Origin of the sequence: Thalassococcus halodurans (assembly GCF_900108225.1) — a bacterium.
Classification (GTDB): Bacteria; Pseudomonadota; Alphaproteobacteria; order Rhodobacterales; family Rhodobacteraceae; genus Thalassococcus; species Thalassococcus halodurans.
In genome coordinates, this window is the sequence record NZ_FNUZ01000002.1 from 457,622 (window position 1) to 478,914 (window position 21,293).

The 21,293-nt window shown below is 55.0% G+C and carries 22 protein-coding genes and 2 pseudogenes; 16 read left to right on the top strand and 8 right to left on the bottom strand.

The annotated features are described in order from the left end of the window. Window positions 1–46: 46 nt before the first annotated feature. The 5 genes and pseudogenes from C4S59_RS19775 to rarD form a co-directional block, all read left to right on the top strand. Window positions 47–199, top strand: a pseudogene (locus C4S59_RS19775) (sarcosine oxidase subunit beta); the annotation flags it as partial. 234 nt (window positions 200–433) lie between these two features. Then, window positions 434–655, top strand: a complete 222-nt coding sequence (locus C4S59_RS07270) for a hypothetical protein (protein WP_103909809.1) — start codon at window positions 434–436, stop codon at window positions 653–655. Between the two features lie 140 nt (window positions 656–795). Beyond that, window positions 796–1,061: pseudogene (locus C4S59_RS07275) on the top strand (sarcosine oxidase subunit delta). A 312-nt stretch (window positions 1,062–1,373) separates the two neighbouring features. Then, window positions 1,374–1,982: a superoxide dismutase gene (locus tag C4S59_RS07280; protein WP_103909810.1), complete on the top strand. Its 609-nt coding sequence runs from the start codon at window positions 1,374–1,376 to the stop codon at window positions 1,980–1,982. Window positions 1,983–2,117: 135 nt separating this feature from the next. Next, a complete protein-coding gene (gene rarD / locus C4S59_RS07285) occupies window positions 2,118–3,020 on the top strand; it encodes an EamA family transporter RarD (protein WP_103910314.1) in 903 nt (300 codons plus the stop codon). On the opposite strand, the gene C4S59_RS07290 is transcribed toward rarD, so the two are convergent. Beyond that, window positions 2,963–3,517 (bottom strand): LOG family protein, encoded by a 555-nt coding sequence (locus C4S59_RS07290; protein WP_103909811.1) that lies wholly within the window; start codon window positions 3,515–3,517, stop codon window positions 2,963–2,965. The two genes, rarD and C4S59_RS07290, sit on opposite strands and share 58 nt — an antisense overlap. 119 nt (window positions 3,518–3,636) lie before the next feature. On the opposite strand from C4S59_RS07290, the gene C4S59_RS07295 reads away from it, so the two are divergent. Continuing rightward, window positions 3,637–5,229 carry a LysM peptidoglycan-binding domain-containing protein gene (locus C4S59_RS07295; RefSeq protein ID WP_160006780.1) on the top strand — a complete coding sequence of 531 codons (1,593 nt, stop codon included), beginning with the start codon at window positions 3,637–3,639 and terminating at the stop codon, window positions 5,227–5,229. Between the two features lie 8 nt (window positions 5,230–5,237). On the opposite strand, the gene C4S59_RS07300 is transcribed toward C4S59_RS07295, so the two are convergent. Beyond that, entirely contained in the window at window positions 5,238–6,131 is an 894-nt protein-coding gene (locus tag C4S59_RS07300; protein WP_160006783.1) for a helix-turn-helix domain-containing protein, read from the bottom strand. A 61-nt stretch (window positions 6,132–6,192) separates the two neighbouring features. On the opposite strand from C4S59_RS07300, the gene pobA reads away from it, so the two are divergent. Next, window positions 6,193–7,362, top strand: coding sequence for a 4-hydroxybenzoate 3-monooxygenase (pobA, locus tag C4S59_RS07305; protein WP_103909814.1), 1,170 nt, complete (start codon window positions 6,193–6,195; stop codon window positions 7,360–7,362). Here the strand turns inward: pobA and C4S59_RS07310 are convergent. Then, on the bottom strand, window positions 7,328–8,257 hold the full coding sequence (locus tag C4S59_RS07310) for a LysR substrate-binding domain-containing protein (RefSeq protein WP_103909815.1): 930 nt from the start codon (window positions 8,255–8,257) through the stop codon (window positions 7,328–7,330). The genes pobA and C4S59_RS07310 overlap by 35 nt on opposite strands. Before the next feature lie 92 nt (window positions 8,258–8,349). On the opposite strand from C4S59_RS07310, the gene pcaC reads away from it, so the two are divergent. From pcaC to C4S59_RS07330, 4 genes are read left to right on the top strand one after another with little or no spacing between them, the layout of a single operon-like run. Continuing rightward, complete coding sequence (gene pcaC, locus C4S59_RS07315; protein ID WP_103909816.1) at window positions 8,350–8,733, top strand: 4-carboxymuconolactone decarboxylase; 384 nt, start codon at window positions 8,350–8,352, stop codon at window positions 8,731–8,733. Beyond that, complete coding sequence (gene pcaH, locus C4S59_RS07320) at window positions 8,726–9,454, top strand: protocatechuate 3,4-dioxygenase subunit beta (protein ID WP_103909817.1); 729 nt, start codon at window positions 8,726–8,728, stop codon at window positions 9,452–9,454. The genes pcaC and pcaH overlap by 8 nt, the downstream gene beginning before the upstream one ends. A 3-nt stretch (window positions 9,455–9,457) precedes the next feature. Continuing rightward, the gene (pcaG, locus tag C4S59_RS07325; RefSeq protein WP_103909818.1) at window positions 9,458–10,057 is read left to right on the top strand and encodes a protocatechuate 3,4-dioxygenase subunit alpha; all 600 of its coding nucleotides are present in this window, start codon (window positions 9,458–9,460) and stop codon (window positions 10,055–10,057) included. 42 nt (window positions 10,058–10,099) lie between these two features. After that, a complete protein-coding gene (locus tag C4S59_RS07330) occupies window positions 10,100–10,921 on the top strand; it encodes a BKACE family enzyme (RefSeq protein WP_103909819.1) in 822 nt (273 codons plus the stop codon). A gap of 81 nt (window positions 10,922–11,002) precedes the next feature. On the opposite strand, the gene C4S59_RS07335 is transcribed toward C4S59_RS07330, so the two are convergent. Continuing rightward, complete coding sequence (locus tag C4S59_RS07335) at window positions 11,003–12,040, bottom strand: TRAP transporter substrate-binding protein (protein ID WP_234994707.1); 1,038 nt, start codon at window positions 12,038–12,040, stop codon at window positions 11,003–11,005. A gap of 80 nt (window positions 12,041–12,120) precedes the next feature. After that, a complete protein-coding gene (locus C4S59_RS07340) occupies window positions 12,121–13,302 on the bottom strand; it encodes a cytochrome P450 (protein ID WP_103910316.1) in 1,182 nt (393 codons plus the stop codon). A 110-nt stretch (window positions 13,303–13,412) separates the two neighbouring features. Here C4S59_RS07340 and C4S59_RS07345 point away from each other — a divergent pair, with 110 nt between their 5' ends. From C4S59_RS07345 to C4S59_RS07355, 3 genes are all read left to right on the top strand, one after another. Continuing rightward, window positions 13,413–14,327, top strand: a complete 915-nt coding sequence (locus C4S59_RS07345; protein ID WP_160006786.1) for a LysR family transcriptional regulator — start codon at window positions 13,413–13,415, stop codon at window positions 14,325–14,327. Between the two features lie 216 nt (window positions 14,328–14,543). After that, a complete protein-coding gene (gene aroQ, locus C4S59_RS07350) occupies window positions 14,544–14,981 on the top strand; it encodes a type II 3-dehydroquinate dehydratase (protein WP_103910317.1) in 438 nt (145 codons plus the stop codon). 1 nt (window position 14,982) lies between these two features. Continuing rightward, window positions 14,983–15,744 (top strand): LuxR family transcriptional regulator, encoded by a 762-nt coding sequence (locus C4S59_RS07355; RefSeq protein WP_268810623.1) that lies wholly within the window; start codon window positions 14,983–14,985, stop codon window positions 15,742–15,744. A gap of 336 nt (window positions 15,745–16,080) precedes the next feature. Here the strand turns inward: C4S59_RS07355 and tsf are convergent, their stop codons facing one another. From tsf to C4S59_RS07370, 3 genes are all read right to left on the bottom strand, one after another. Beyond that, window positions 16,081–16,956, bottom strand: coding sequence for a translation elongation factor Ts (tsf, locus tag C4S59_RS07360; RefSeq protein WP_103909821.1), 876 nt, complete (start codon window positions 16,954–16,956; stop codon window positions 16,081–16,083). Between the two features lie 104 nt (window positions 16,957–17,060). Next, window positions 17,061–17,831: a 30S ribosomal protein S2 gene (gene rpsB, locus C4S59_RS07365; protein WP_103909822.1), complete on the bottom strand. Its 771-nt coding sequence runs from the start codon at window positions 17,829–17,831 to the stop codon at window positions 17,061–17,063. A gap of 173 nt (window positions 17,832–18,004) precedes the next feature. Continuing rightward, on the bottom strand, window positions 18,005–19,264 hold the full coding sequence (locus C4S59_RS07370) for a HupE/UreJ family protein (RefSeq protein WP_103910319.1): 1,260 nt from the start codon (window positions 19,262–19,264) through the stop codon (window positions 18,005–18,007). Window positions 19,265–19,459: 195 nt separating this feature from the next. Between C4S59_RS07370 and C4S59_RS07375 the strand changes: the two genes are divergently transcribed. Then, window positions 19,460–20,353: a PfkB family carbohydrate kinase gene (locus C4S59_RS07375; RefSeq protein WP_103909823.1), complete on the top strand. Its 894-nt coding sequence runs from the start codon at window positions 19,460–19,462 to the stop codon at window positions 20,351–20,353. Beyond that, the gene (locus C4S59_RS07380) at window positions 20,350–21,261 is read left to right on the top strand and encodes a pseudouridine-5'-phosphate glycosidase (protein ID WP_103909824.1); all 912 of its coding nucleotides are present in this window, start codon (window positions 20,350–20,352) and stop codon (window positions 21,259–21,261) included. The genes C4S59_RS07375 and C4S59_RS07380 overlap by 4 nt, the downstream gene beginning before the upstream one ends. Window positions 21,262–21,293: the final 32 nt, after the last annotated feature.

A 21,293-nucleotide genomic window follows, 5' to 3' on the forward strand; every position in this document is an offset into this window, starting at 1 on the left:
CAAGGGCAGGCTGATTTGGACTATTAGAAGAAAAATTAGGGTTGAATTGCGTACGAAACGCTGTTCCGTCTTCGCAGTTGCCCGAGAAGCTGCACGCTATGACATTGGCTGGGGACGTGCTCGGAAGAAAGTTACTCCGCAAAAGAAGTAAGATGTCATCATCGTGGGCGCTGGCGGCCACGGTCAGGTGACGGCGTATTAACTGGGCAAGAAGTTTGGCATCACGGGCCTTTCCGGGCTCTGGCTAGGGGCATGACGGAACTGATCGCTATAAGTCATTCACCGCTAACAGATGCATTCTCGCTCGACCGTTTCAAAGAGGGCCGGCTTATCGATGAAAGTGTTGCCTCAGGGGGAGCGCGTTGATTTTCGGGAACCAAACCAAGGCTGACGGTGTTGTCTGTGTAAGAAACATTTACACAGGAGACACACCATGTCTGCACACGAAACAAATTCCAGTAATTCGAATTCCGGCCTTGCATTCATCGTTGGCGCGCTTGTCGTTGCCGTCGCCGTTCTTGGCTGGGCGTTCTTCTCGGGCGCCGAAACAGGCAGCTCGTCTGACGACGTCACAATCAGCATTGAAGGCGCGGGCGAAGCAGCCCAAGAAGCCGGCCAAGCTGTTGAAGGTGCAGTCGAAGACGCAACCAACTAATATAGTTTCTCGCCTTGCCCGTTCGGGCGTGGCGCAACCGACATTACAGAACCGCTCTCTGGGCCTTTTGTAGGAATTTCCAGAGGGCGGTTTTTCTTTGGGCACAATGCCTGAACACAACGACGGATCCGAAGTACGCCATGCTGACGTTTGAATGCCAGTATTGTGGCGTGAAAGCTGACGAAACCGAGCTGACCCCTGTGGTGAGGCTCATCTGAAACGGTTTGGGCCCGTGTCGTAGGACGAAGACGTTAAAGCCTGTCTGTTCATGCGTGAGAACACCAAAGGCATGCACTCTGAACGTTGGCGCCATACTGTGACGATGGAAGTTAACGGCAGCTATCCGGCCCTTACGACCGAACCGCCTGCCGATATTCTGGCTGAGATCAAGAAAAGAGCGGCCTGATCATGCGTCGCACTTTTCGAATTGAACTGGTCGATGGCACGCTTGCAGGTGATCCCGCAGGATCTGGGGCTGAACCGGGCGACCTCGAGGAGGAAAGAGGACTTTATCGGGAAACAGGGCCAAATCCGGCGGCGGGGTCGGTGCATTCTGAAAACGGAAAAATCCGCTAATTTTTATCAGGATTGCCGGAACTCGCGCCATTTGGCTGCGTTCTTTTACTGAAAGGGCCGGTTCTCACAAAACTGGCCTTGACGTATGGGTGATCACGGATCACCTAACGAACCAGCTAATTTTATCCAAGAGGGGTCTAACATGGCTTTTGAACTTCCTGATCTTCCGTACGCACACGACGCACTTGCCGCAAAAGGCATGTCTGCTGAAACTCTCGAGTTTCACCACGACATCCACCACAAAGCCTACGTCGACAACGGCAACAAGCTGATCGCCGGCACCGAGTGGGACGGCAAGTCCATGGAAGAGATCATCAAGGGTACTTACGACGCCAACGCAGTCGCCCAGAACGGTATCTTCAACAACATCTCTCAGCTTTGGAACCACAACCAGTTCTGGGAAATGATGACACCGAACGACAGCGCGATGCCTACCGAGCTGGAAGCCGCGATTGTTGAGAGCTTTGGCTCGGTCGACAAATTCAAAGAAGATTTCGCAGCAGCAGGCGCAGGCCAGTTCGGTTCGGGCTGGGCATGGCTGGTCAAAGACACCGACGGTGGCCTGAAAGTGACCAAAACAGAGAACGGCGTGAACCCGCTGTGCTTCGGTCAGACAGCGCTGCTGGGCTGTGACGTTTGGGAACACTCCTACTACATCGACTTCCGCAACAAGCGCCCCGCGTACCTGTCCAACTTCCTGGATACACTGGTAAACTGGGAAAACGTGGCAGAGCGTCTGTCCAAAGCCTAATTAGGCTTGGCGCAAACGCGCCGTTGCAAACGAAAAAAAGCCCCGTCAGACTGGCGGGGCTTTTATTGTGTCGGGCCTCATGATTAGCTGAACTGAACGCGCGGTATGCGCATTTTCCAAAAAGTCGGTGCTTCAATGAAATCGGGAATTCTGGCGGTTGTCGCGGCCTGTGTGATCTGGGGCCTGTCCTCGATCTATTACAAGCAGCTGTCGCATGTTCCGTCTGACGAAGTTCTGGCGCATCGCACCATCTGGTCGCTTGTGTTCTTTGCCGTCGTGCTGTCCGTGCAGGGGCGCATCGGCACCGTGCGCGCGGCCTTTCTGCCGGACAACAGGTGGAAGGTCGTCATCGCTGCGCTGATGATCTCTGTTAACTGGTTCTTGTTTATCTGGTCGATTTCGGTGGGCCGCGCGACCGAGGCCAGTTTGGGCTACTACATTTTCCCTCTGGTGGCGGTGGTGTTGGGTGTCATCGTTTTCAAGGAACGCATGGCCCGAATGCAGATCGCGGCGGTGATGATCGCCGCGCTGGCGGTTTTGATCTTGTCCAGCCAATTGGGCCATCTACCGTGGATTTCCCTGACATTGGCGCTGACCTTCGGGCTTTACGGCGTGACGAAGAAAAGGCTCGAGCTTGGTCCCGTGGTTTCTGTCACGGCCGAGGTCGTAATGCTCGTGCCTTTCGCAATCGTCTGGTTGCTTTATTTGGTCAGCACAAGTTCGTCGCACTTCACGCAAAGTGCGGGCACGACGATTTTGCTGGTGTTGTCTGGACCGCTGACAGCGACGCCCCTGATCCTGTTTTCCTATGCATCCAAACGCGTCGCGCTTGGGACCATGGGGATTATTCAGTACCTGAACCCGACACTGCAGTTCCTCGTGGCCACGCTATTGTTCCGCGAACCCTTTGGGTCCGGGCAATTCATGGCCTTTGTACTGATCTGGATCGCCTTGGCGGTCTTTACATTGTCCGGGCTGCGTCAGGAAAACGCACGACGCAAAGCGTCGGCGGCTGCATCAGCACCATCACAAATCTGAATGAAGTCCCGCAGGCTCGCGTCTGCGAATTCATTGTCGATGATGTGGTCAATCAGCCCAACCAGCGGACCCCAATAATTATCGACGTTCATCAGGATGATGGGTTTATCGTGCAGGCCAAGCTGACGCCATGTCAGCACCTCGAAGAACTCATCCATCGAACCGGCACCGCCGGGCATAACGACAATCGCGTCAGCGTTCATTACCATGACCTTTTTACGCTCGTGCATGGTTTCGGTGATAATGAAACGGGTCAGGTCTGTCTTGCCCACTTCCCAACGCATCAGGTGGGTCGGAATAACGCCAAAAGTATCAGCACCAGCTTCCTGAGCCGCCCGCGCAACAATGCCCATCAGGCCGACATCGCCCGCGCCATAAACCAACCGCCAGTTTTCTTCGGCGATGACACGGCCAAGACGATCCGCTTGTTCGGCGAACGCGGAATTTTTGCCCGAACGTGAGCCGCAATACACACATACAGATTTTGTTGTTGTCATGACCGGTCCAATCTCAACGTGGGTTTTGACCCGTGATAGCGCCGTTGATATACACGCTCAACAGACCACTTGGGCGTATGGGGGAAAAGTCCTCGGGTCGGTGTCAGGGAAGGTACGGAATGTCGAAATTTGTGTGGGCCAATGGGGCCACAGGCACGGTTCTTGGGGGAGCTGTCGCCATTGTTGCTGTCGTGGGCGGAGTGTTGGTCCTACAGCACATCACGAAGGATCAATCAGCTGAAAATACGGAAACTGCTGTCGCGGTGACAGAGACCGCGAAAGTCGTCGAAGCGCCTGTTGTGGTTGCCGACCCGGCACCAGAGGCTGCCGCCAGCGAGCCTGCCAGCACAGAGGCCACCGCGGCTGATGCTCCTCAGGCCGACCCAGTCGTTGAGGCAGAGCCCGAAGTCGAAGAACCTACTGCCGATCAGCCCGAGGTCGCGGAGCAACAGGCAGAGCAATCTCAAGAGCCGTCCACTGAAGAGGCCTCGACTGAAGCTGAGGTCACAGAGCCAGCTGCGGTCGAAGTGACGGAAGAGCCGACACTGGCCGATAACACGGCTGATGTGAGCACCGCAGAAGAAACTTCAACCGAGACACCGGCAGAGGTCGAGGAGACCGTCCAAGCCGAACCGGAGACCGCGTTGACAGCACCAAGCTTCGATCTGGTGCGGATTGAAACCGACGGTTCGGGCATGGTGGCCGGTCAGGCCGCGCCCGGTGCGGCCATTTCGATCCTTCTGGACGGACAGGTCATCGAAACCGCCAGCGCAGACCGTTCGGGCAAGTTCGCAGCCTTCGTCACGCTCGACAGCAGCAATAAGCCGCGTGTCATGACGCTGAACGCATCTTTGGACGGAGCCGATGTGACAGGACCTTCCGAAGTGATCATCGCGCCCATCCTTCAGCCCGTTGTGGCCGACGAAAAACCGGAACCAGCGACTGAGCAGGAGGCCGCACCGCAAGTCACGGAACAGATTTCGGAAGAGGTCGCCGTTGAAACAAGTGCCGTCACTTCGGAACCACAGGAAGAGATGGCAGAGGTAGGGGACGCGCCTGTGGCCGAAGCGCCGGTCAGCGCAGACACTGATGTCCGGCCTGAAGCTGACACACCAACAGAGGTTGCCGCGCTGCCCGAAGTTCCGAACGAACAGGCAGCCACGGCACCCGCACTTGGTGCCGTCATTTTGTCAGGTCCCGAAGGTGTGAAAGTTCTTCAGTCCGGTGGACAAGCCACCCCTACAGAGCAAGACTTTGTCGCGCTGGATGCGATCACCTACGGCGATGATGGCGCGGTTGAAGTTTCTGGTCGTGCGACGTCCGGAAGTCAGGTAAATGTGTATCTAAACAACGCCTTGTCGGCCAATTCTCAAGCAGACAGGGCAGGGGCGTGGAGTGTCCGTTTGGACGATGTTGCTGTTGGAACCTACACGCTGCGCATGGATAGCGTGGACGAGACTGGCAAGGTGCTGGCACGCATCGAAAGCCCGTTCCGACGCGAAGATCAGCAAACCCTGATCGCTGCGACGCCCCAGACGCAAGGGGCGCGGGCGAAGGCGGTGACGGTTCAGCCGGGCAATACCCTGTGGGCAATTGCGCGCGAACAGTTTGGCGACGGTGTCGCCTATGTCCGTCTGTTCGAAGCAAACCGCGATCTGATCCGTGATCCGGACTTGATCTATCCAGGCCAAGTATTTGCGATTCCTGAATAATTAAACGCTCAGGCGTCTGAGCTGATCCCAAGGCCCTGGCGATATTCGCTGGGGCTTTGTCCGTAGTGGCGGCGGAATGCGCGGCTGAAATACGCGGGGTCTTCGAAGCCAAGGGTATATCCGACCTCGGCCACTGACATGCGGGTATAGGCCAGCGACCGCTGCGCTTCCTGAAACAGCCACATGTCGATCAATTTCGACGCCGAAACGCCAGCCTCGGCCCGTGTGATCCGCGATAGCTGCGTTGATGTGATCGACAACGCAGCCGCATATTGCGCGACACTCCAGCGGTCTTTGATATGGTGGGTTAGCAGCGTTTCGAGTTTTTCAAAATGACGGGACTTACCGCGCTTTTGATGATCCCTCTCGGCGTTCCGGGCAATGCGGACCATCAATGTCTGGCTAAGGGATTGCAGCATGTGCAGGCGCAAAGCGGAATTGGCTTTGTGCTCTTCTTCAAGTTGGTGGAACAGATTGATGATCGCTTGATCAGGTTCGAAAGTGACAGGGTCCAGCAGGGCGCGGCCCAGGTCTGTATCCGGTGAAAATACATGTGGATGGGCTTGAATCGGCAGAGACAAAACAAAGCCCTCGGTGCCCATGCTGAAGGTGAACCCATGCACGGATTGGCGCGGTATGGATAGAATGCATGCTTTCGAAAAATGCAGCGTTTTCCCATCAATACTCGCTTGGATGATCCCATCGAGAAGCAGAAAGATCTGATGCATTGCCGGATGCCGATGGGGCGAAATCACCCAGTCATGCAGTGCCGCGCGGTCGGTGATCCGTTCGACATGCAAAACATCGGGAAAGCCCTTTTCTTCGCCATAAAGCGAGAAGGACGGGATCTGAGCAAGTGTGTTCATGTTCGAAAAGTACCATTCATTCTTGGCTCCGTCCATTCTGTTCCCGACATGATGTCCGCTATTTTTGACGTCAAATCGGGATGAGGATTGGACGTATATGAAAACGCAAGTCGGGATTATCGGTGGCGGCCCATCGGGGCTGATGCTGTCGCAGCTTTTGAATATGGCGGGCATTTCTACGGTCGTGCTGGAACGCAAGGATCGGGATTATGTCCTGTCCCGCATTCGCGCTGGCGTTCTGGAACGCGGCACCGTCGATATGCTGCGCAAGGCTGGAGCGGCTGAACGGATGGACCGGGAAGGGCACCCGCATCAGGGCTGCTATTTCTCGACCGTTGAAGGCATGTTCAACGTGTCCTTCCGCGATGAAGTGGATGAAGAGGTCATGGTCTATGGCCAGACCGAGGTCACCAAAGACCTGTACGATGCGCAGGACAAAATCGGCGCGACGATCATCCATGACGCCGACAACGTGACGCCCCATGACATCACCAGCGATGCGCCATACCTTACCTATGAAAAGGACGGTGAAACGCGCCGAGTGGATTGCGATTTCATTGCGGGATGTGACGGCTTTCACGGGGTCAGCCGTAAATCCATCCCCGATAATATCCGCAAAGATTATGAGCGCGTTTATCCGTTCGGCTGGCTGGGGATTCTGTCAGAAACCAAACCCGCCGCAGAAGAGCTGATCTATGCCAACCACCCCCGTGGCTTTGCGCTGGCGTCGATGCGCAACGACAACCTGTCGCGCTATTACATTCAGGTGCCTCTGACCGATAAGGTCGAAGACTGGTCCGATGACGCGTTCTGGGACGAGCTTAAAAGCCGCCTTCCCGAGGAAGTGGCCGCGGGCATGGAAACCGGCCCTAGCATCGAGAAATCCATCGCTCCGCTGCGGTCCTTCGTGACCGAGCCCATGCGCTATGGACAGATGTTCCTTGTGGGTGATGCAGCGCACATTGTGCCGCCGACGGGCGCCAAGGGTCTGAACCTTGCCATGAGCGACGTACACTACCTCTACGAGGGGCTGATTGCCTTCTACAAGGACGGTGATGCAACAGGGCTCGACAAGTACTCAGAGGTCGCGTTGCAGCGCATCTGGGGCGCTATGCGCTTCTCGTGGTGGATGACGTCCATGCTGCACCGCTTCCCTGATCAGTCGGACTTTGATCAGCGCATGCAGGAAAGTGAACTGCGCCAAATGCTGACGGTCCCGTCGGCGCGCGCGACTATGGCGCTGAACTATGTGGGGCTGCCTTTTTAACCAGTGCGCCAAGCGTATCGATTAGCGCGGTCAGTTCGTTTGATATAGCGGACTGATCGCGCACTGATACCCCCACCGGTCCGCCCAGCAGCGGATCGCCCAAATCAAGTGCGCTGATCGTTCCATTGGCCAACTCATCAGCGATCACCGAGCGCGAGATGAACCAGACCGTGTCTGACAGCATCACGGTTTTACGCCCGAAGGCGAGCGATACGTTTTCGAACGCGGGTTCGACGGTTTGCAGGTTTTTCGATAGCAACCATGCGCGCACCGCTGATGAAATGACGGCGCCTGCGGGGGGCAGCATAAGGGGGAACTCTGCTAAGGCAGCAGGATCGAGTTGTTTGCCGAGCAAGGGATGCTCCGGGCGCACGACTGCCAAAATTTGATCGGTGAACAATTCACGGAACGACAGCCCCATCATTTGTTCCGGCGCGGACATCCGCCCGACGACGATATCCAGTGATCCGTCGCGCAGTTGTTGTAGCAGGCTCCAATTCGGTCCCGTGGATATCCGCAAATGGCATTGCGGGTGCGCCTTCCTGAATTCGATGGCGGCGCGGGGGAAAATGTCGGTGGCCACCGTTGGAAGCAATCCAACCGCAATCCGGGTTGAATGAGATTTCGCGCCGCGCACCATGTCCTGACCTTTTTCAAGATCAAGCAGGGCAGTGCTGGTGAATTGCTGGAACACGCGCCCACGCTGGTTGATCCGAAGGGAACGGCCTTCGCGATTGAACAGCTTGGCCCCCAGAATTTCTTCAAGCTCTTTCAACGTCTGCGAAGCGGCTGGTTGGGAAATACCCAAACGATCCGCAGCCGAAGACAGGCTTTGCAGATTGGCGGTTTCCAGAAACAGCTGAAGATGGCGGAGTTTTATGCGACGATCAATCATTCATAACTTATAGATTATGAATTGAAGGAATAAATATAATTTTTTCCGCTTACGCTTTGTGTATGACTATGGGGCAGGAGGACCAATACCCTATGTCCAAACGTTATGATGACGGAATGGCCGTGCGCCGTTCCGTATTGGGCGATGCCCATGTTGACCGCGCAGAAGCCGCTAAAACGCCCTTTGACGAGGCGTTCCAGACAATGATCACAGAAGGTGCTTGGGGCACTGTATGGGCGTCTGACGGCATCTCGCGCCGTGAGCGGTCCATGATTACGCTGGCTCTATTGGCAGCCTGCGGCAATTTCGAAGAAATTCCGATGCATATTCGGGCGACAGCCAACACAGGTGCCAGCAAACAGGACGTGCTTGAAGTGTTTCAGCACGTCGCGGTTTATGCGGGTGTGCCGCGTGCAAACCATGCGCTGAAGCTTGCGAAACAAACCTACGATGAAATGGAGAACGGCAATGGCTGATCTTGGTCCATTGATCCCGCGCAATCGCGATATTCATCCGGTGCCTTACGATCCGGGTTATAAAACCAGCGTCGCGCGCTCTCCGTCGCAGCCGCTGCTGTCGATGGAAAGCGGTGCGTCCGAAGAAACCGGTCCGACATTCGGCCACGGTACATTCGGTGCGCTGGACAACAACCTGATCATGAATTTCTCCAAAGGGACGGCGCCTGCGATTGGCGAACGTATCCTGATGCACGGCAAGGTTCTGGATGAACGTGGCCGCGGCGTGCCCAACACGCTGGTCGAGATCTGGCAGGCCAACGCCGGTGGACGCTATCGCCACAAGAAAGACGGCTACCTTGCGCCGCTTGATCCGAACTTTGGCGGCTGTGGCCGTACGCTGACGGATGACGAAGGCAACTACCAGTTCCTGACGATCCGCCCGGGCGCGTATCCTTGGCCGAACCGTGGAAATGACTGGCGTCCGATGCACATCCACATTTCGGTCTTCGGTCACAGCTTTGGCCAGCGCCTGATCACGCAGATGTATTTCCAAGGCGACCCTCTGATCGATCTGTGTCCGATTGCTGCGACGATCAAAAACCGGTCCCAGTTGGATCGTCTGGTTGCGCCTTTGGATATGTCCAATTCGCGCCCGCTGGATTTCCTTGCCTACAAATTCGACATCGTTCTGCGCGGCCGTCGCCAGACCATGTTCGAAAACAAACTCGAAGGGATGTGATCAATGGTTCAACCACTGGACATTCACGAAGAAACGCCGTCGCAAACAGCCGGTCCTTATGTGCATATCGGCCTGATGCCGTCCTTTGCAGGTATCCCAGATGTCTATGAAAACCAGTTGGGCGAAAGTCCGATTGCGGATGGCGCAAAAGGCGAAGTGATCGAGATCGTGGGCTCCATTTACGATGGCACCGGTTGGGCGATGCGCGATGCTTTGTTTGAAAGCTGGCAGGCGGATGCCTCTGGTAAATTCGCGGGCCAAGACGGTGCTGATCCGAACGTGTCGGGCTACTGCCGCTTTGCCGCCGATGGCGAAACTGGTGAATACACGCTGAAAACTGTCAAACCCGGATCGATTGCTGGCCGCGGTGGTCAGGTTCACGCGCCGCACATCTCGCTTTGGATCGTGGCGCGCGGTATCAATATCGGTCTGCAAACACGCATCTATTTCGAAGATGAAGACAACAGCAATGACCCGCTGCTAAGCCGGATCGAACAGCGCCAGCGTGTGGACACCCTGATCGCCAAGAAGACGGCTTATGGCAAATACCGTTTCGATGTCCGTCTTCAGGGTGAAGGCGAAACCGTTTTCCTCGATATCTGAAACTGGTAACTCTGGGACAGAACAAACTCTGGAAAGAAAAACATGTCAGATCCTTGCATCATCTGCGTCGCCATCACCGGTTCTGTCCCGACCCAAGCGGATAATCCCGCTGTTCCGGTCACGATTTCTGAACAAGTCGAAAGCACCCATGCCGCGTATGAGGCCGGTGCCTCGATCGCCCATTGTCACGTGCGCGATGACGAAGGCAAACCCACATCCGATCCCGAACGGTTTGCCCGTTTGAAGGAAGGCATTGAAAAACATTGCCCCGACATGATCGTGCAATTGTCGACAGGCGGCCGGTCGGGGGCGGGCAGGGAACGCGGGGGTATGTTGCCATTGTCACCCGACATGGCATCGCTGTCTGTGGGGTCGAACAATTTCCCGACCCGCGTTTATGAAAATTCGCCCGATCTGGTCGATTGGCTGTGTTCCCAAATGCTGGAATACAACGTGAAACCTGAAATCGAAGCGTTCGATTTGTCCCACATCATCCAAGCCACGCGGCTTCAAAAAGCTGGCAAGCTGAAAGGCCCGCTGTACGTGCAGTTTGTGATGGGCGTTCAAAATGCGATGATCGCGGATGAACGGGTTTTCGATTTTTACATTGAAACCCTGAAGCGGTTCGCGCCGGATGCACAATGGTGTGGGGCAGGGATCGGACGTCATCAGATCGAAGTGAACGAATGGTGCATTCGCAAAGGTGGCCATACGCGAACAGGTCTGGAAGACAACATTCGTCTGGATCGCGATAACCTTGCACCGTCGAACGCGGCTTTGGTCGAACGTGCAGTTTCGCTTTGTGAAAAATACGAGCGCTCCGTGGCTACATGCGCAGAAGCGCGTCAGATTTTGGGGCTTTAACCCCTTAAATCTTCGAAATCAGCCAATAAAAAAGCCCGCCAAGTTCGAAACTTGGCGGGCTTTCTGTTTTATGCCAGTGGCTTAGCCGCCGTGCTTTTTGATCAGCGCCTTGGCTTCTTCGATCAGAGCTGCGCCATCAATGCCTTTGGATTCCATATCTGCAATCCAACGCTCGATAACCGGCTGAGCCTTTTCTTTGAAGCGGGCAACTTCGGCTGCATCGAGTGTCACGATGTTATTGCCTTTGCCTTCCGCAATCGCGCGGCCGGGTGCATCGTATTCATACATGATACGCGATGCCATTTCGGCCAGCTTCATACCGGATTCCTGATCGATCGCCGCTTTGACGTCATCAGGCAGGCTTTCGTATTTGTCTTTGTTCATGACCATGATGATCGTGGCCGTGTACAAAGCTTCGTCGCCCGAGAATTCGGTGTGGTTGGAAACCAGATCCGACAGTTTGATCGCGGGTGTAACTTCCCACGGAATAACTGTGCCGTCGATAACACCTTTGGAAAGTGCTTCCGGAATGGCGGGCAGGGGCATACCAACCGGTGTTGCGCCTAGTTCGTTCAACATGTCGGTGATAACGCGGGTCGGACCACGCAGTTTCAGACCTTCCATGTCTTCCAGTTTGGAAACACCGTTTTCGGTGTGGATCACGCCCGGGCCATGAACCCAAGCACCCAGAACTTTGACGTCACCGTATTCGCTTTCCTGCAGGTCTGTTTCGACCATTTCCTGGAATGCTTTAGCTGTCGCGACCGGATCCGTCATCATGAACGGAAGTTCGAAAACCTCGGTGCGCGGGAAGCGACCGGGTGTGTAGCCAACAACCGTCATGGTGATATCGGCAACACCGTCAACAGCCTGATCGAACAGTGCGGGCGGCGGACCACCCAGAGCCATCGCATCGTAATGCTCGATTTTCACTTTGCCTCCGGCAGCTTCTTCAACTGCGGCGGCCCAGGGTTTCAGGATGTGCTTCGGCACTGTGGCCGGCGGCGGCAAAAATTGGTGTAGGCGAAGTGTAACTTCCTGGGCCGTCAACATGCCCGGAACCATGCCAGCAGCAAGCGCGATAGCGGCAGCTGTCTTCATGAAAAAGCGCTTTTTCATCTTTCCTCCTCATCGATGAAAACTGGCAGAAACCATCCCCACCAGAATCGTAGTTATGGTACATAATAATTCAGGCTAAGTCATTCTAAAATTACGGGTAAATTCAGTGGGCCACGGAACCCGAACCCGTAAAATTTGACCTCATCGGGGTCGGTTATCCGCATATTTGGGAAGCGTTCGAATAGCAGTGGAAGCATGATTTCGGCGATCATCCGACGAGCCACATGTTTGCCCTGGCAGAAGTGCGGGCCGTTGCCAAAACTCTGGTGGTCGATACGGTCGCGAAGTGCGTTGAACAGGTGCCCATCCTCGACCTCGTCTTCGTCCCAGTTGGCAGAGGCCTGAACAGTCATAACGACTTCGCCTTTGGGGATGTGATAGCCTCTGATTTCGGTATCTTCGGTCACCAAACGCGATGATACCTGGATCGGCGCAACCCAACGGACGCCTTCTTCAAACGCCTGACCCCAAAGTTCGTTCTTAACAACCTCGGCTTTTTGATCGGGGTTGGTCAAAAGACCGTACAAAATCGTCAGTAACGCGTCGCGCGGTTCGTTGATGCCACCGCCGATCGCGATCTTGATATTTGCAAAAATTTGGCTTTCGGGGATCGGATTATCCGCATTAACCATGACAGACAATGCACTGGCATTCGGATCTTTTTTGTACTCAGCGCTTTTCTGTCGAAACAACTCATCCATCTCGATGTTGGCGGCGTCACAGGGGGCAAAAAGTTCGTCTTTCCAGCCAAAGTTGCCAGCGCCGTCGATCAACACCTGCGACCAACGCTGCATGTCTTCGTCGCTGGCCTCTGTGATCCCCAAAAGGTGGGTCAGACAGCGCGCGGCAAAGGGGCCGGCCAAGGCGGGGAAAAGATCAACCACTTCGCCCTTGGGCAAGCGTGTAACGTAATCGTAGGCAATTTGCCTGTAGATCGGCTCCCAGCACTGTTTGATGGAACGGCCACCAAAGGCGGATGCCATCGCGTTCCGCTCGCGCGAGTGTTCCTCGCCGTCTTTGCGCATCAGCGTGTGGGCCCGGAAGGCGCGTTCCATCGGCGTGTTGGGATCGTTCGAGCTGAACAAAACCGGATTGTCTTTCACATACTTCGTATCCGACGCTTTGGTCAGCATGATGCGATTGACAGAATTTACCTTGATAACAGGGCTTTGCTTCCGAAACTTCGCGTAAATCGGGTAGGGGTCCTGATACAGGTTCTGGATTGTCGTGCTGTCGTCTACCGGCACAGCCATTTGTGTCATTTCGGTCATCTCATCCTCCCAATCGACGGACTGCGAATTTAGCCACGCAGCTTGCATCTGGCAATTAGATGGGGCTTGTTTGCTGTATCAAAATCCCTGATGCTGTGCCGATGAAAGACGTCGATCCATATTCCGTAGATTTTTCCGCCTTACGCGTGCTTGAACTGGTGCATTCCTATGGCTCGTTCAGCCGTGCGGCTGAAACCTTAGGTGTTACGCAAAGTTCTGTCAGCTACACCATTGAAAGACTTAGAAAAGCTTTCGACGATCCGCTGTTTGTGCGGCAAGGCGGGCAGGTGGTATCAACGCAGAAATGCGATGAACTTGCCGGGCAGGCAGCCATGATCCTGGCCGAGTTCAACCGCATGACATTGCCGACAGATTTTGATCCTTCGACGGCCTCTGGCGTTATCACCATCGCTTGTAACTACTATGAACGCGCGGTCATCATTCCCGATCTTGTGCGTGTCATGCGAACGAAGGCGCCCAATCTTAAACTGAAGATCATCTCGTCTTTTTCGTCAGGAAGGCAAAGGCTTAGCCAAGGTGAAAGCGACATTCTGATCGGGCCGATGCGCGTACCTGAAAGCGGCTTTTTCGGGCGCAAGCTTTTGACGGATCATTATACGGTAATCGTCCCCGAGGGGCACGCGCTGCAAGATGGTGTACTGGATGTCGAAACCTACGCAGCGATGCCACAGATCATTGTCACGTACGGTTCGCAGTGGAGATCACGTTATCTGATCGAGGTGGAGGATCAGGGACTGGAGCTAAACTCGGTCGTCGAAGTGCCAAGTCCGGCAATGATCCCGGATTTGATCCGCGACACAGATCTGATCGCGACAGTGCCGGCACGCGTGGCCGCAGTGATGGGCAGCGACGTCAGAACAATCCCGTGTCCTTTGCCTTCGCCATTTGATGTGATGGCGTATTGGACAGAGCGAACCCACAAGTCGCCAATGCACAAATGGGTGCGTGAAGAATTGTCCAAAATTGTCAGAAGGTTGGTCACGCTGGATAGCTAAATCGGCTCACACATAAATCGTATAATCAGTATTATGTAAATTATCGGTCCATTTACATCCAGCAAAATAACGTTTTTCGTATCGTTCAGTACATATACTGTCGAAATGCGTGAATACACTTGCACCGACTAGGCCTATCAATAAAACCAACGTCAAGATGATCACTGGCAGATGCGTGCCGTAGCGTTCTGCATTTTACGTCGTGTGGAGACCTTTATGAAAAACCTGCTGATCCTGAACGGACCGAACCTGAACCTGCTTGGGACACGCCAGCCCGAAGTCTACGGTCACACGACGCTCGCCGATATCGAGGACATGTGTAACGCGCACGTTACAGACAAAGATGCGTCCGTTGCGTTTCTGCAGTCAAATCACGAAGGCGTTCTGATCGACGCGCTTCACGATGCGCGCGGAAAATATGACGGCGTCATCATCAACGCCGGTGCCCTGACCCACACATCGATTGCCATCATGGATGCGATCAAGTCGGTCGAATTGCCGGTTGTTGAGCTGCATCTGTCGAACATCCATGCGCGTGAAGAATTCCGTCACAAGTCCTGGATCGGTCCTGTGGCAGTTGGTCAGATTTGTGGATTTGGCCCGTTTGGCTATATTCTGGCAATTGATGCACTGATGTCTGTTTTGGAGTCCTAACTTGAAGTCTCTGGATCCTGCCTATCTGCTGGATTTGACGCAATCTGACAGCATTGAAGAGCTGTGGGAAATGCACTGCCTTAAGATGAAATCTTACGGCTTTGATCGACTTCTTTACGGGTTCACGCAGTCCAAGACATCAACGTCTTTGGGTGATCCAAATGATTTTCTCATCCTGAGCAATCATGATCCGTCCTACATCGATGCATTTATCGGTGAACGGCTTTACCATCATGCGCCGATGGTACATTGGGCGCTAAAAAATGATGGTGCCTGTAGTTGGAGCGTTCTGGTCCAGATGATGGAAACCGGAACTCTGACCGCCGATGAGAAACGCGTGGTTGAATTCAACGTCGCGAATGACGTTGCGGCTGGCTATTCCGTATCCTTCAGATCAGTTTCTCGACGTGCCAAAGGGGCCATCGCATTGACGGCCCAGAAAGGCATGACGCAAGCTGAAATCGATAAGGTTTGGGATAGTCACGGTGATGCTTTGATCCTGATGAACAACATCGTTCATCTCAAAATCACCTCCCTGCCCTATACATTGCCGAACCAGAAGCTGACCAAGCGGCAGCGCGAGGCCTTGGAATGGGTTGGCGACGGCAAGACCATGGCTGATATTGCTGAAATCATGGGATTAACCCAAGCCACGATCGAAAAACACCTGCGTCTGGCGCGCGAGGCATTGAACGTCGAAACAACAGCACAAGCCGTTCTGAAAGCATCCTTCCAAAATCAGATTTTTGTGGTCGATTTCTAATCACTTTGGCTGAGTTCCGACCAAGGTCGCATACCTGAAACCGGTCAAAGTCAGGAAATCCTGACTTAACGCAAAGTCAACATTTCGGGCATCTTGACGCCGTTCCACGAGTGACGACCGCGTATCGGTTGGGGACCACCGGAAAAGTCTCGTTTGTCCTGAGGAACGACCGGTGAGGCGAAAGCCAAAATGTGGGGAATGCTGAATTATCGGGGTTTCTTACAGACTGCCTGTGTTTGATTTCATCCCCAATGTATCGAATGCAGGCAGTTCCCTTTAAACGAAAAAGCCGCGCTGATAACAGCGCGGCTTTTCCAGTTAAGAATGTCGGGGAAATTAGCCCTGAACAGCTTTCGCAACTTCTGCAGCGAAATCTTCTTCTTTCTTTTCGATGCCTTCGCCAACCTGCATACGGATGTAGCCGGTGACTTCTACGCCTGCTTCTTTAGCAGCCTGAGCAACTGTCACGTCGGGGTTCACAACGAACGCCTGACCCAGCAGTGTGACTTCAGCCATGAATTTCTTCATGCGGCCTACGATCATCTTTTCGATAACCGCGTCGGGCTTGCCGGATTCTTTGGCGATGTCGATCTGGATCTGACGCTCTTTTTCAACAACGGCCGGATCAAGGTCAGCTTCGCTCAGCGATGCGGGGTTTGCAGCGGCGATGTGCATCGCGACCTGACGGCCGAACGCTTCGTTTTCGCCGGACAGAGCCACCAGAACACCGATGTTGCCCATGCCGTCTGCAGCAGCGTTGTGGACGTAGGACACAACCTGTGCGCCTTCGACCTTTGCCATGCGGCGCAGGGTCATGTTTTCACCGATCGTCGCGATCTTGTCGGTGATCATGTCTTTGATCGCCTTGCCGCCAACTTCTTTGTTAGCCAGTGCTTCTACGTCCGACGCTGAAACCGCTGCTTCAGCGATTTTGGAAACCATTTCCTGGAATTCAGCGTTCTTCGCAACGAAGTCGGTTTCAGAGTTGATTTCAACCGCGACGCCCACGCCGCCATCAACTTTAACAGCAACCAGACCTTCGGCAGCAGTACGACCGGATTTCTTGGCCGCTTTCGCCAGACCTTTGGTCCGCAGCCAATCGATTGCCGCGTCCATGTCACCATCAGTTTCGGTCAGCGCTTTTTTGGCATCCATCATGCCCGCGCCAGTCATTTCGCGCAGCTCTTTAACCTGTGCAGCTGTGATAGCCATATCGGCTCTCCTCATCTTCGGATTACAGTCCGGGCGGCCCCTGAATATGGGGCTACCCGCTCATGTCAGATGAGCATGTCGCTTTTGCGACAAAGCTCGGGTGCTTACGCTTCTGCGCCTGCTTCAGCGACGGCTTCTTCAACCGGTGCTTCTTCCAGTGCGCCCAGATCAACGCCAGCTGCGCCCATCTGTGCGGACATGCCGTCCAGAGCTGCGCGGGATGCCAGGTCTGTGTACAGCTGGATCGCACGTGCCGCGTCGTCGTTGCCCGGGATGATGTAGTCTACGCCATCAGGCGAGCAGTTTGTGTCGACAACCGCAACAACCGGAATGCCCAGTTTGTTTGCTTCTGCAACAGCCAAAGCTTCTTTTTTCACGTCGATAACGAACAGCAGATCAGGAACGCCGCCCATTTCACGGATACCGCCCAGGGAAGCCTGCAGCTTCTGCTGGTCGCGTTCCATGTTCAGACGCTCTTTCTTGGTCAGGCCTTCTGCGCCTTCAGCCATACGCTCGTCGATTTCACGCAGGCGCTGGATCGACTTGGAAACTGTCTGCCAGTTTGTCAGCGTGCCGCCCAGCCAACGGTGGTTCATGTAATACTGCGCGCATTTCTCTGCGGCGTCTGCAACAGGCTGCTGTGCCTGACGCTTGGTGCCAACGAACAGAACGCGGCCGCCTTTTGCGACGGTTTCACGGATCACGTTCAGAGCAGCGTCTAGCATCGGAACTGTCTGAGTAAGGTCCATGATGTGGATGCCATTGCGCGAGCCATAGATGAACTCGCCCATACGGGGATTCCAACGCTGTGTCTGGTGACCAAAGTGTACGCCTGCTTCGAGCAGCTGGCGCATGGTGAACTCGGGAAGAGCCATGCTTCTTTTCCTTTCCGGTTTACGCCTTGGCGGGGGTGATAGAGCGGATGCTCCAACCGGTGGACGCTTGGGGATGTCTCCCCCAAAGGCCCGACCCCGCCTGCGGGATTAAGTGGCGCGCGTATACTGGGTGTTTGTCAGCTTGGCAAGCCCCCTGCCCCAGCTAATTCGCCTTACAGGAAAACCCGTTCAACGAACCAGTAGGCGCCGACCAAAGCGATAAAACACGAGGCCGGAATTGCCACGTAGTTCCGATAGGCCTCAAGCTTATCCACATTGGTTGCGGACAAGATGCACAGCGCGGACAAAAACGCGAGCGGCAGGAAGAACGCCGGCGCAGGCAGAACGACATAGGCTTCAAAGCCGGTGCCTTTCATCAGGAATGCCATGACAATAAATATAAGGGTGAGCACACCGTAGAAGACCTGACCGGTTCGTTCCGTCATTTCCAGCGCGTCGACGCGCAATGCGATCCACACAATCAGGAATGCGCAAGCGATTACGAAAAGCTGTCCGACTTCGACACCGACATTAAAGCCCAGAAGTGCGGGAATGAACTGGCCTTGCGGAAGCCCGAATTCGCCCAAAACGCTAGCAAAGCCCAAGCCGTGCAGAAGGCCGAACAGGAAAACAACGACGGGGCGCCATTTACTCATGCCGTTTGAAAAGATGTTTTCCAACGCCACGAAAACGATCGACGCGGCAATCAGCGGCTCGACGATATAGCCGGGGATGTTCACCAGTCCCAAAGCACCCAACGCCAAGGTAACGGTGTGTGCCAAAGTGAACGCCGAGATCTGCCACAGCAGCGGCCCAAGACGAGAGGTCAGGAAAAACAGGCCTAGGACAAACAGGATGTGATCAAGTCCCATAGGAACGATGTGATCGAAGCCCACAGGGATATACGTCAGAAAGCTGCTCCAGCCAGAAAGCTCACCGCCGCCAGCCAGCATGATCGGATCAGATGCCTCGCCACCACTCAGGTACCCTGTAAAAGGCTCCTCCACACCCTGCTGACGCAGAACCAACATGCCCCACTCTGCGGGCCAAGTGACGGTCACTGTGTCAGTTCCGTCTGGCAGGCTTCCCTGAAATTCCAAAACAGTGTCTCTTGGAAGAGACTGATCTGCTTCCGGAGTTATGGTCGTATCGGTCAAACCCAATGACACGGGTCCTTCGGGTGACTGAATTTGGATCGCAGACGCCAGCGCCCCGGCGTTTTCAGAAATCAGCGCTGACAGTTCGTCAGCCGGAAGGGCTCGCATCGCATCAATCTGGTCGGATTCTGCCAACGCATCGGTGTCTTCTACAGACGTCAGATCAGCACCGGACAGGATGGCTTCTGCATTTAAGGTCACAGACAGGGTCAGATTTTCCGCGTCGCTGCTAAGATCAGCGATGGAGGGACGCACTTCGTGCGCGCTGACGTTCATGCCGAATGCACAAAATGCTAGAATTGCGCACAAAAATCTAATGACCCGCATGAATGCCTCGTCTCTATGTCTGTCGTGGTTCAATAACTCTCGGTCGATATTAAGGGAAGTCAAGTCACTGGGTTCGTCAATTTTTGACCCTTTGATCAAACGGCAGCTATTGCAGTGTACCTCTGGCCCCTTCATTAACTTCTCATGACAAAAGATTCGAATATCCTGTGCATCGGTTCGGTGCTGTGGGACGTCATCGGGCGTTCGCCCAGTCATATGGCCAAAGGCGCCGACGTGCCGGGACGGATCATCCGCATTCCGGGCGGTGTTGCGCTGAACATCGCGATGACACTAGTGCGCTTTGGATTGACACCCGCTTTGTTATCCGCAGTCGGGCGCGATGCCGAAGGTGAAGAACTGATCAGCGAATGCCACCATATGGGGTTGATCACGGATCATGTGTATCGCTCTGATGATTTGCCGACCGACTGCTATATGGCGGTGGAAGGTGCCAACGGTTTGATCGCCGCCATCGCCGATGCCCATTCGTTGGAAAAAGCCGGGGCAAAGATCCTGCAGGCTTTGTATGACGGGCGACTGGGTAAGGCGGATGCGCCTTATAGCGGGCTGATTGCGCTGGATGGCAATCTGACAGAGCGGTTGTTGGATGATATTGCCAATGATCCCGCTTTCCAATCGGCTGACCTTCGGATTGCGCCCGCTTCGCCGGGCAAGGCCGAGCGCCTGCTTCCCTTCCTGCGCAGTGGCCGCGGCACGCTATACGTCAACCTCGAAGAGGCTGGCATTCTGTGCCACACACGCTTTTCCACGTCGGAAGAGGCTGGTCAGGCCTTGCTGAGCAAAGGCGCGGCGCGGGCGTTGGTCACCAATGGCGGTGAGGCAACGACAGATGCGCATCCCGATGGTCTGATCACGCTGCCCCCACCAGAAGTTCTGGTCACACGCGTGACCGGTGCTGGCGACACTTTCATGGCGGCGCATATCGCTGCCGAGTTTAACGATGCTGACAGAACCTCTGCCTTGGCCCAAGCGCTGGATGCCGCCGCAAAGTTCGTGTCCGGAGATACCCCATCATGATCGACATCACCTTTTCCAAAGACGTGGCCGCCGCGCGTGACGCAGGCCAGCCGATTGTGGCGCTTGAATCCACGATCATTACCCACGGCATGCCTTGGCCGCAGAACCTTGAGGTCGCTCAGCAAGTTGAACGAACCGTGCGTGAAGGCGGCGCTGTGCCTGCGACAATCGCTGTTTTGGATGGCTCCCTTCACGTCGGACTGGATGATGATCAGCTGACCAAACTGGCGCAGGCCAAAAACGTCGCCAAGCTGAGCCGCGCGGATATCGCCGTGTGCATGGCCCAAGGTGGAACTGGCGCAACGACGGTTGCCGCGACGATGATTGCTGCACATCTGGCAGGCATATCTGTCTTTGCAACGGGCGGCATCGGTGGCGTTCATCAAGGTGCCGAAGACAGCTTTGATATCTCGGCTGACTTACAAGAACTGGCGCAAACGCCGGTGACGGTTGTGGCGGCTGGTGCCAAGGCAATTCTGGATTTGCCGAAAACATTCGAGGTTCTGGAAACACTGGGCGTTCCGGTGATTACCGTAGGACAGGATGAAATCCCTGCCTTCTGGTCCAGAAGTTCGGGCCTGTCTGCGCCCTTGCGTCTGGACACTGCCGCTGAGATCGCCAAAGCGCAATTGATGCGCACGGCTCTTGGGCTTTCGGGCGGTCAGTTGGTCACAAATCCAATTCCTGAGGCCAATGAAATCCCCCGTGACGTCATCCTGCCGATTATCGAAACCGCAATGGCAGAGGCGACGGCGCAAGGGATTGCAGGCAAATCCGTTACGCCCTTCCTTCTTCAGCGGATATTCGAACTGACTGAGGGGCGTTCTTTGGCCTCTAACATCGCTCTGGTACTGAATAACGCACGGCTTGCGACAGAAATCGCAAAGGAAATGACCAAACTCGCCTGATTTCGGTTATTTGCGGGGTGGCGCGCATTGTA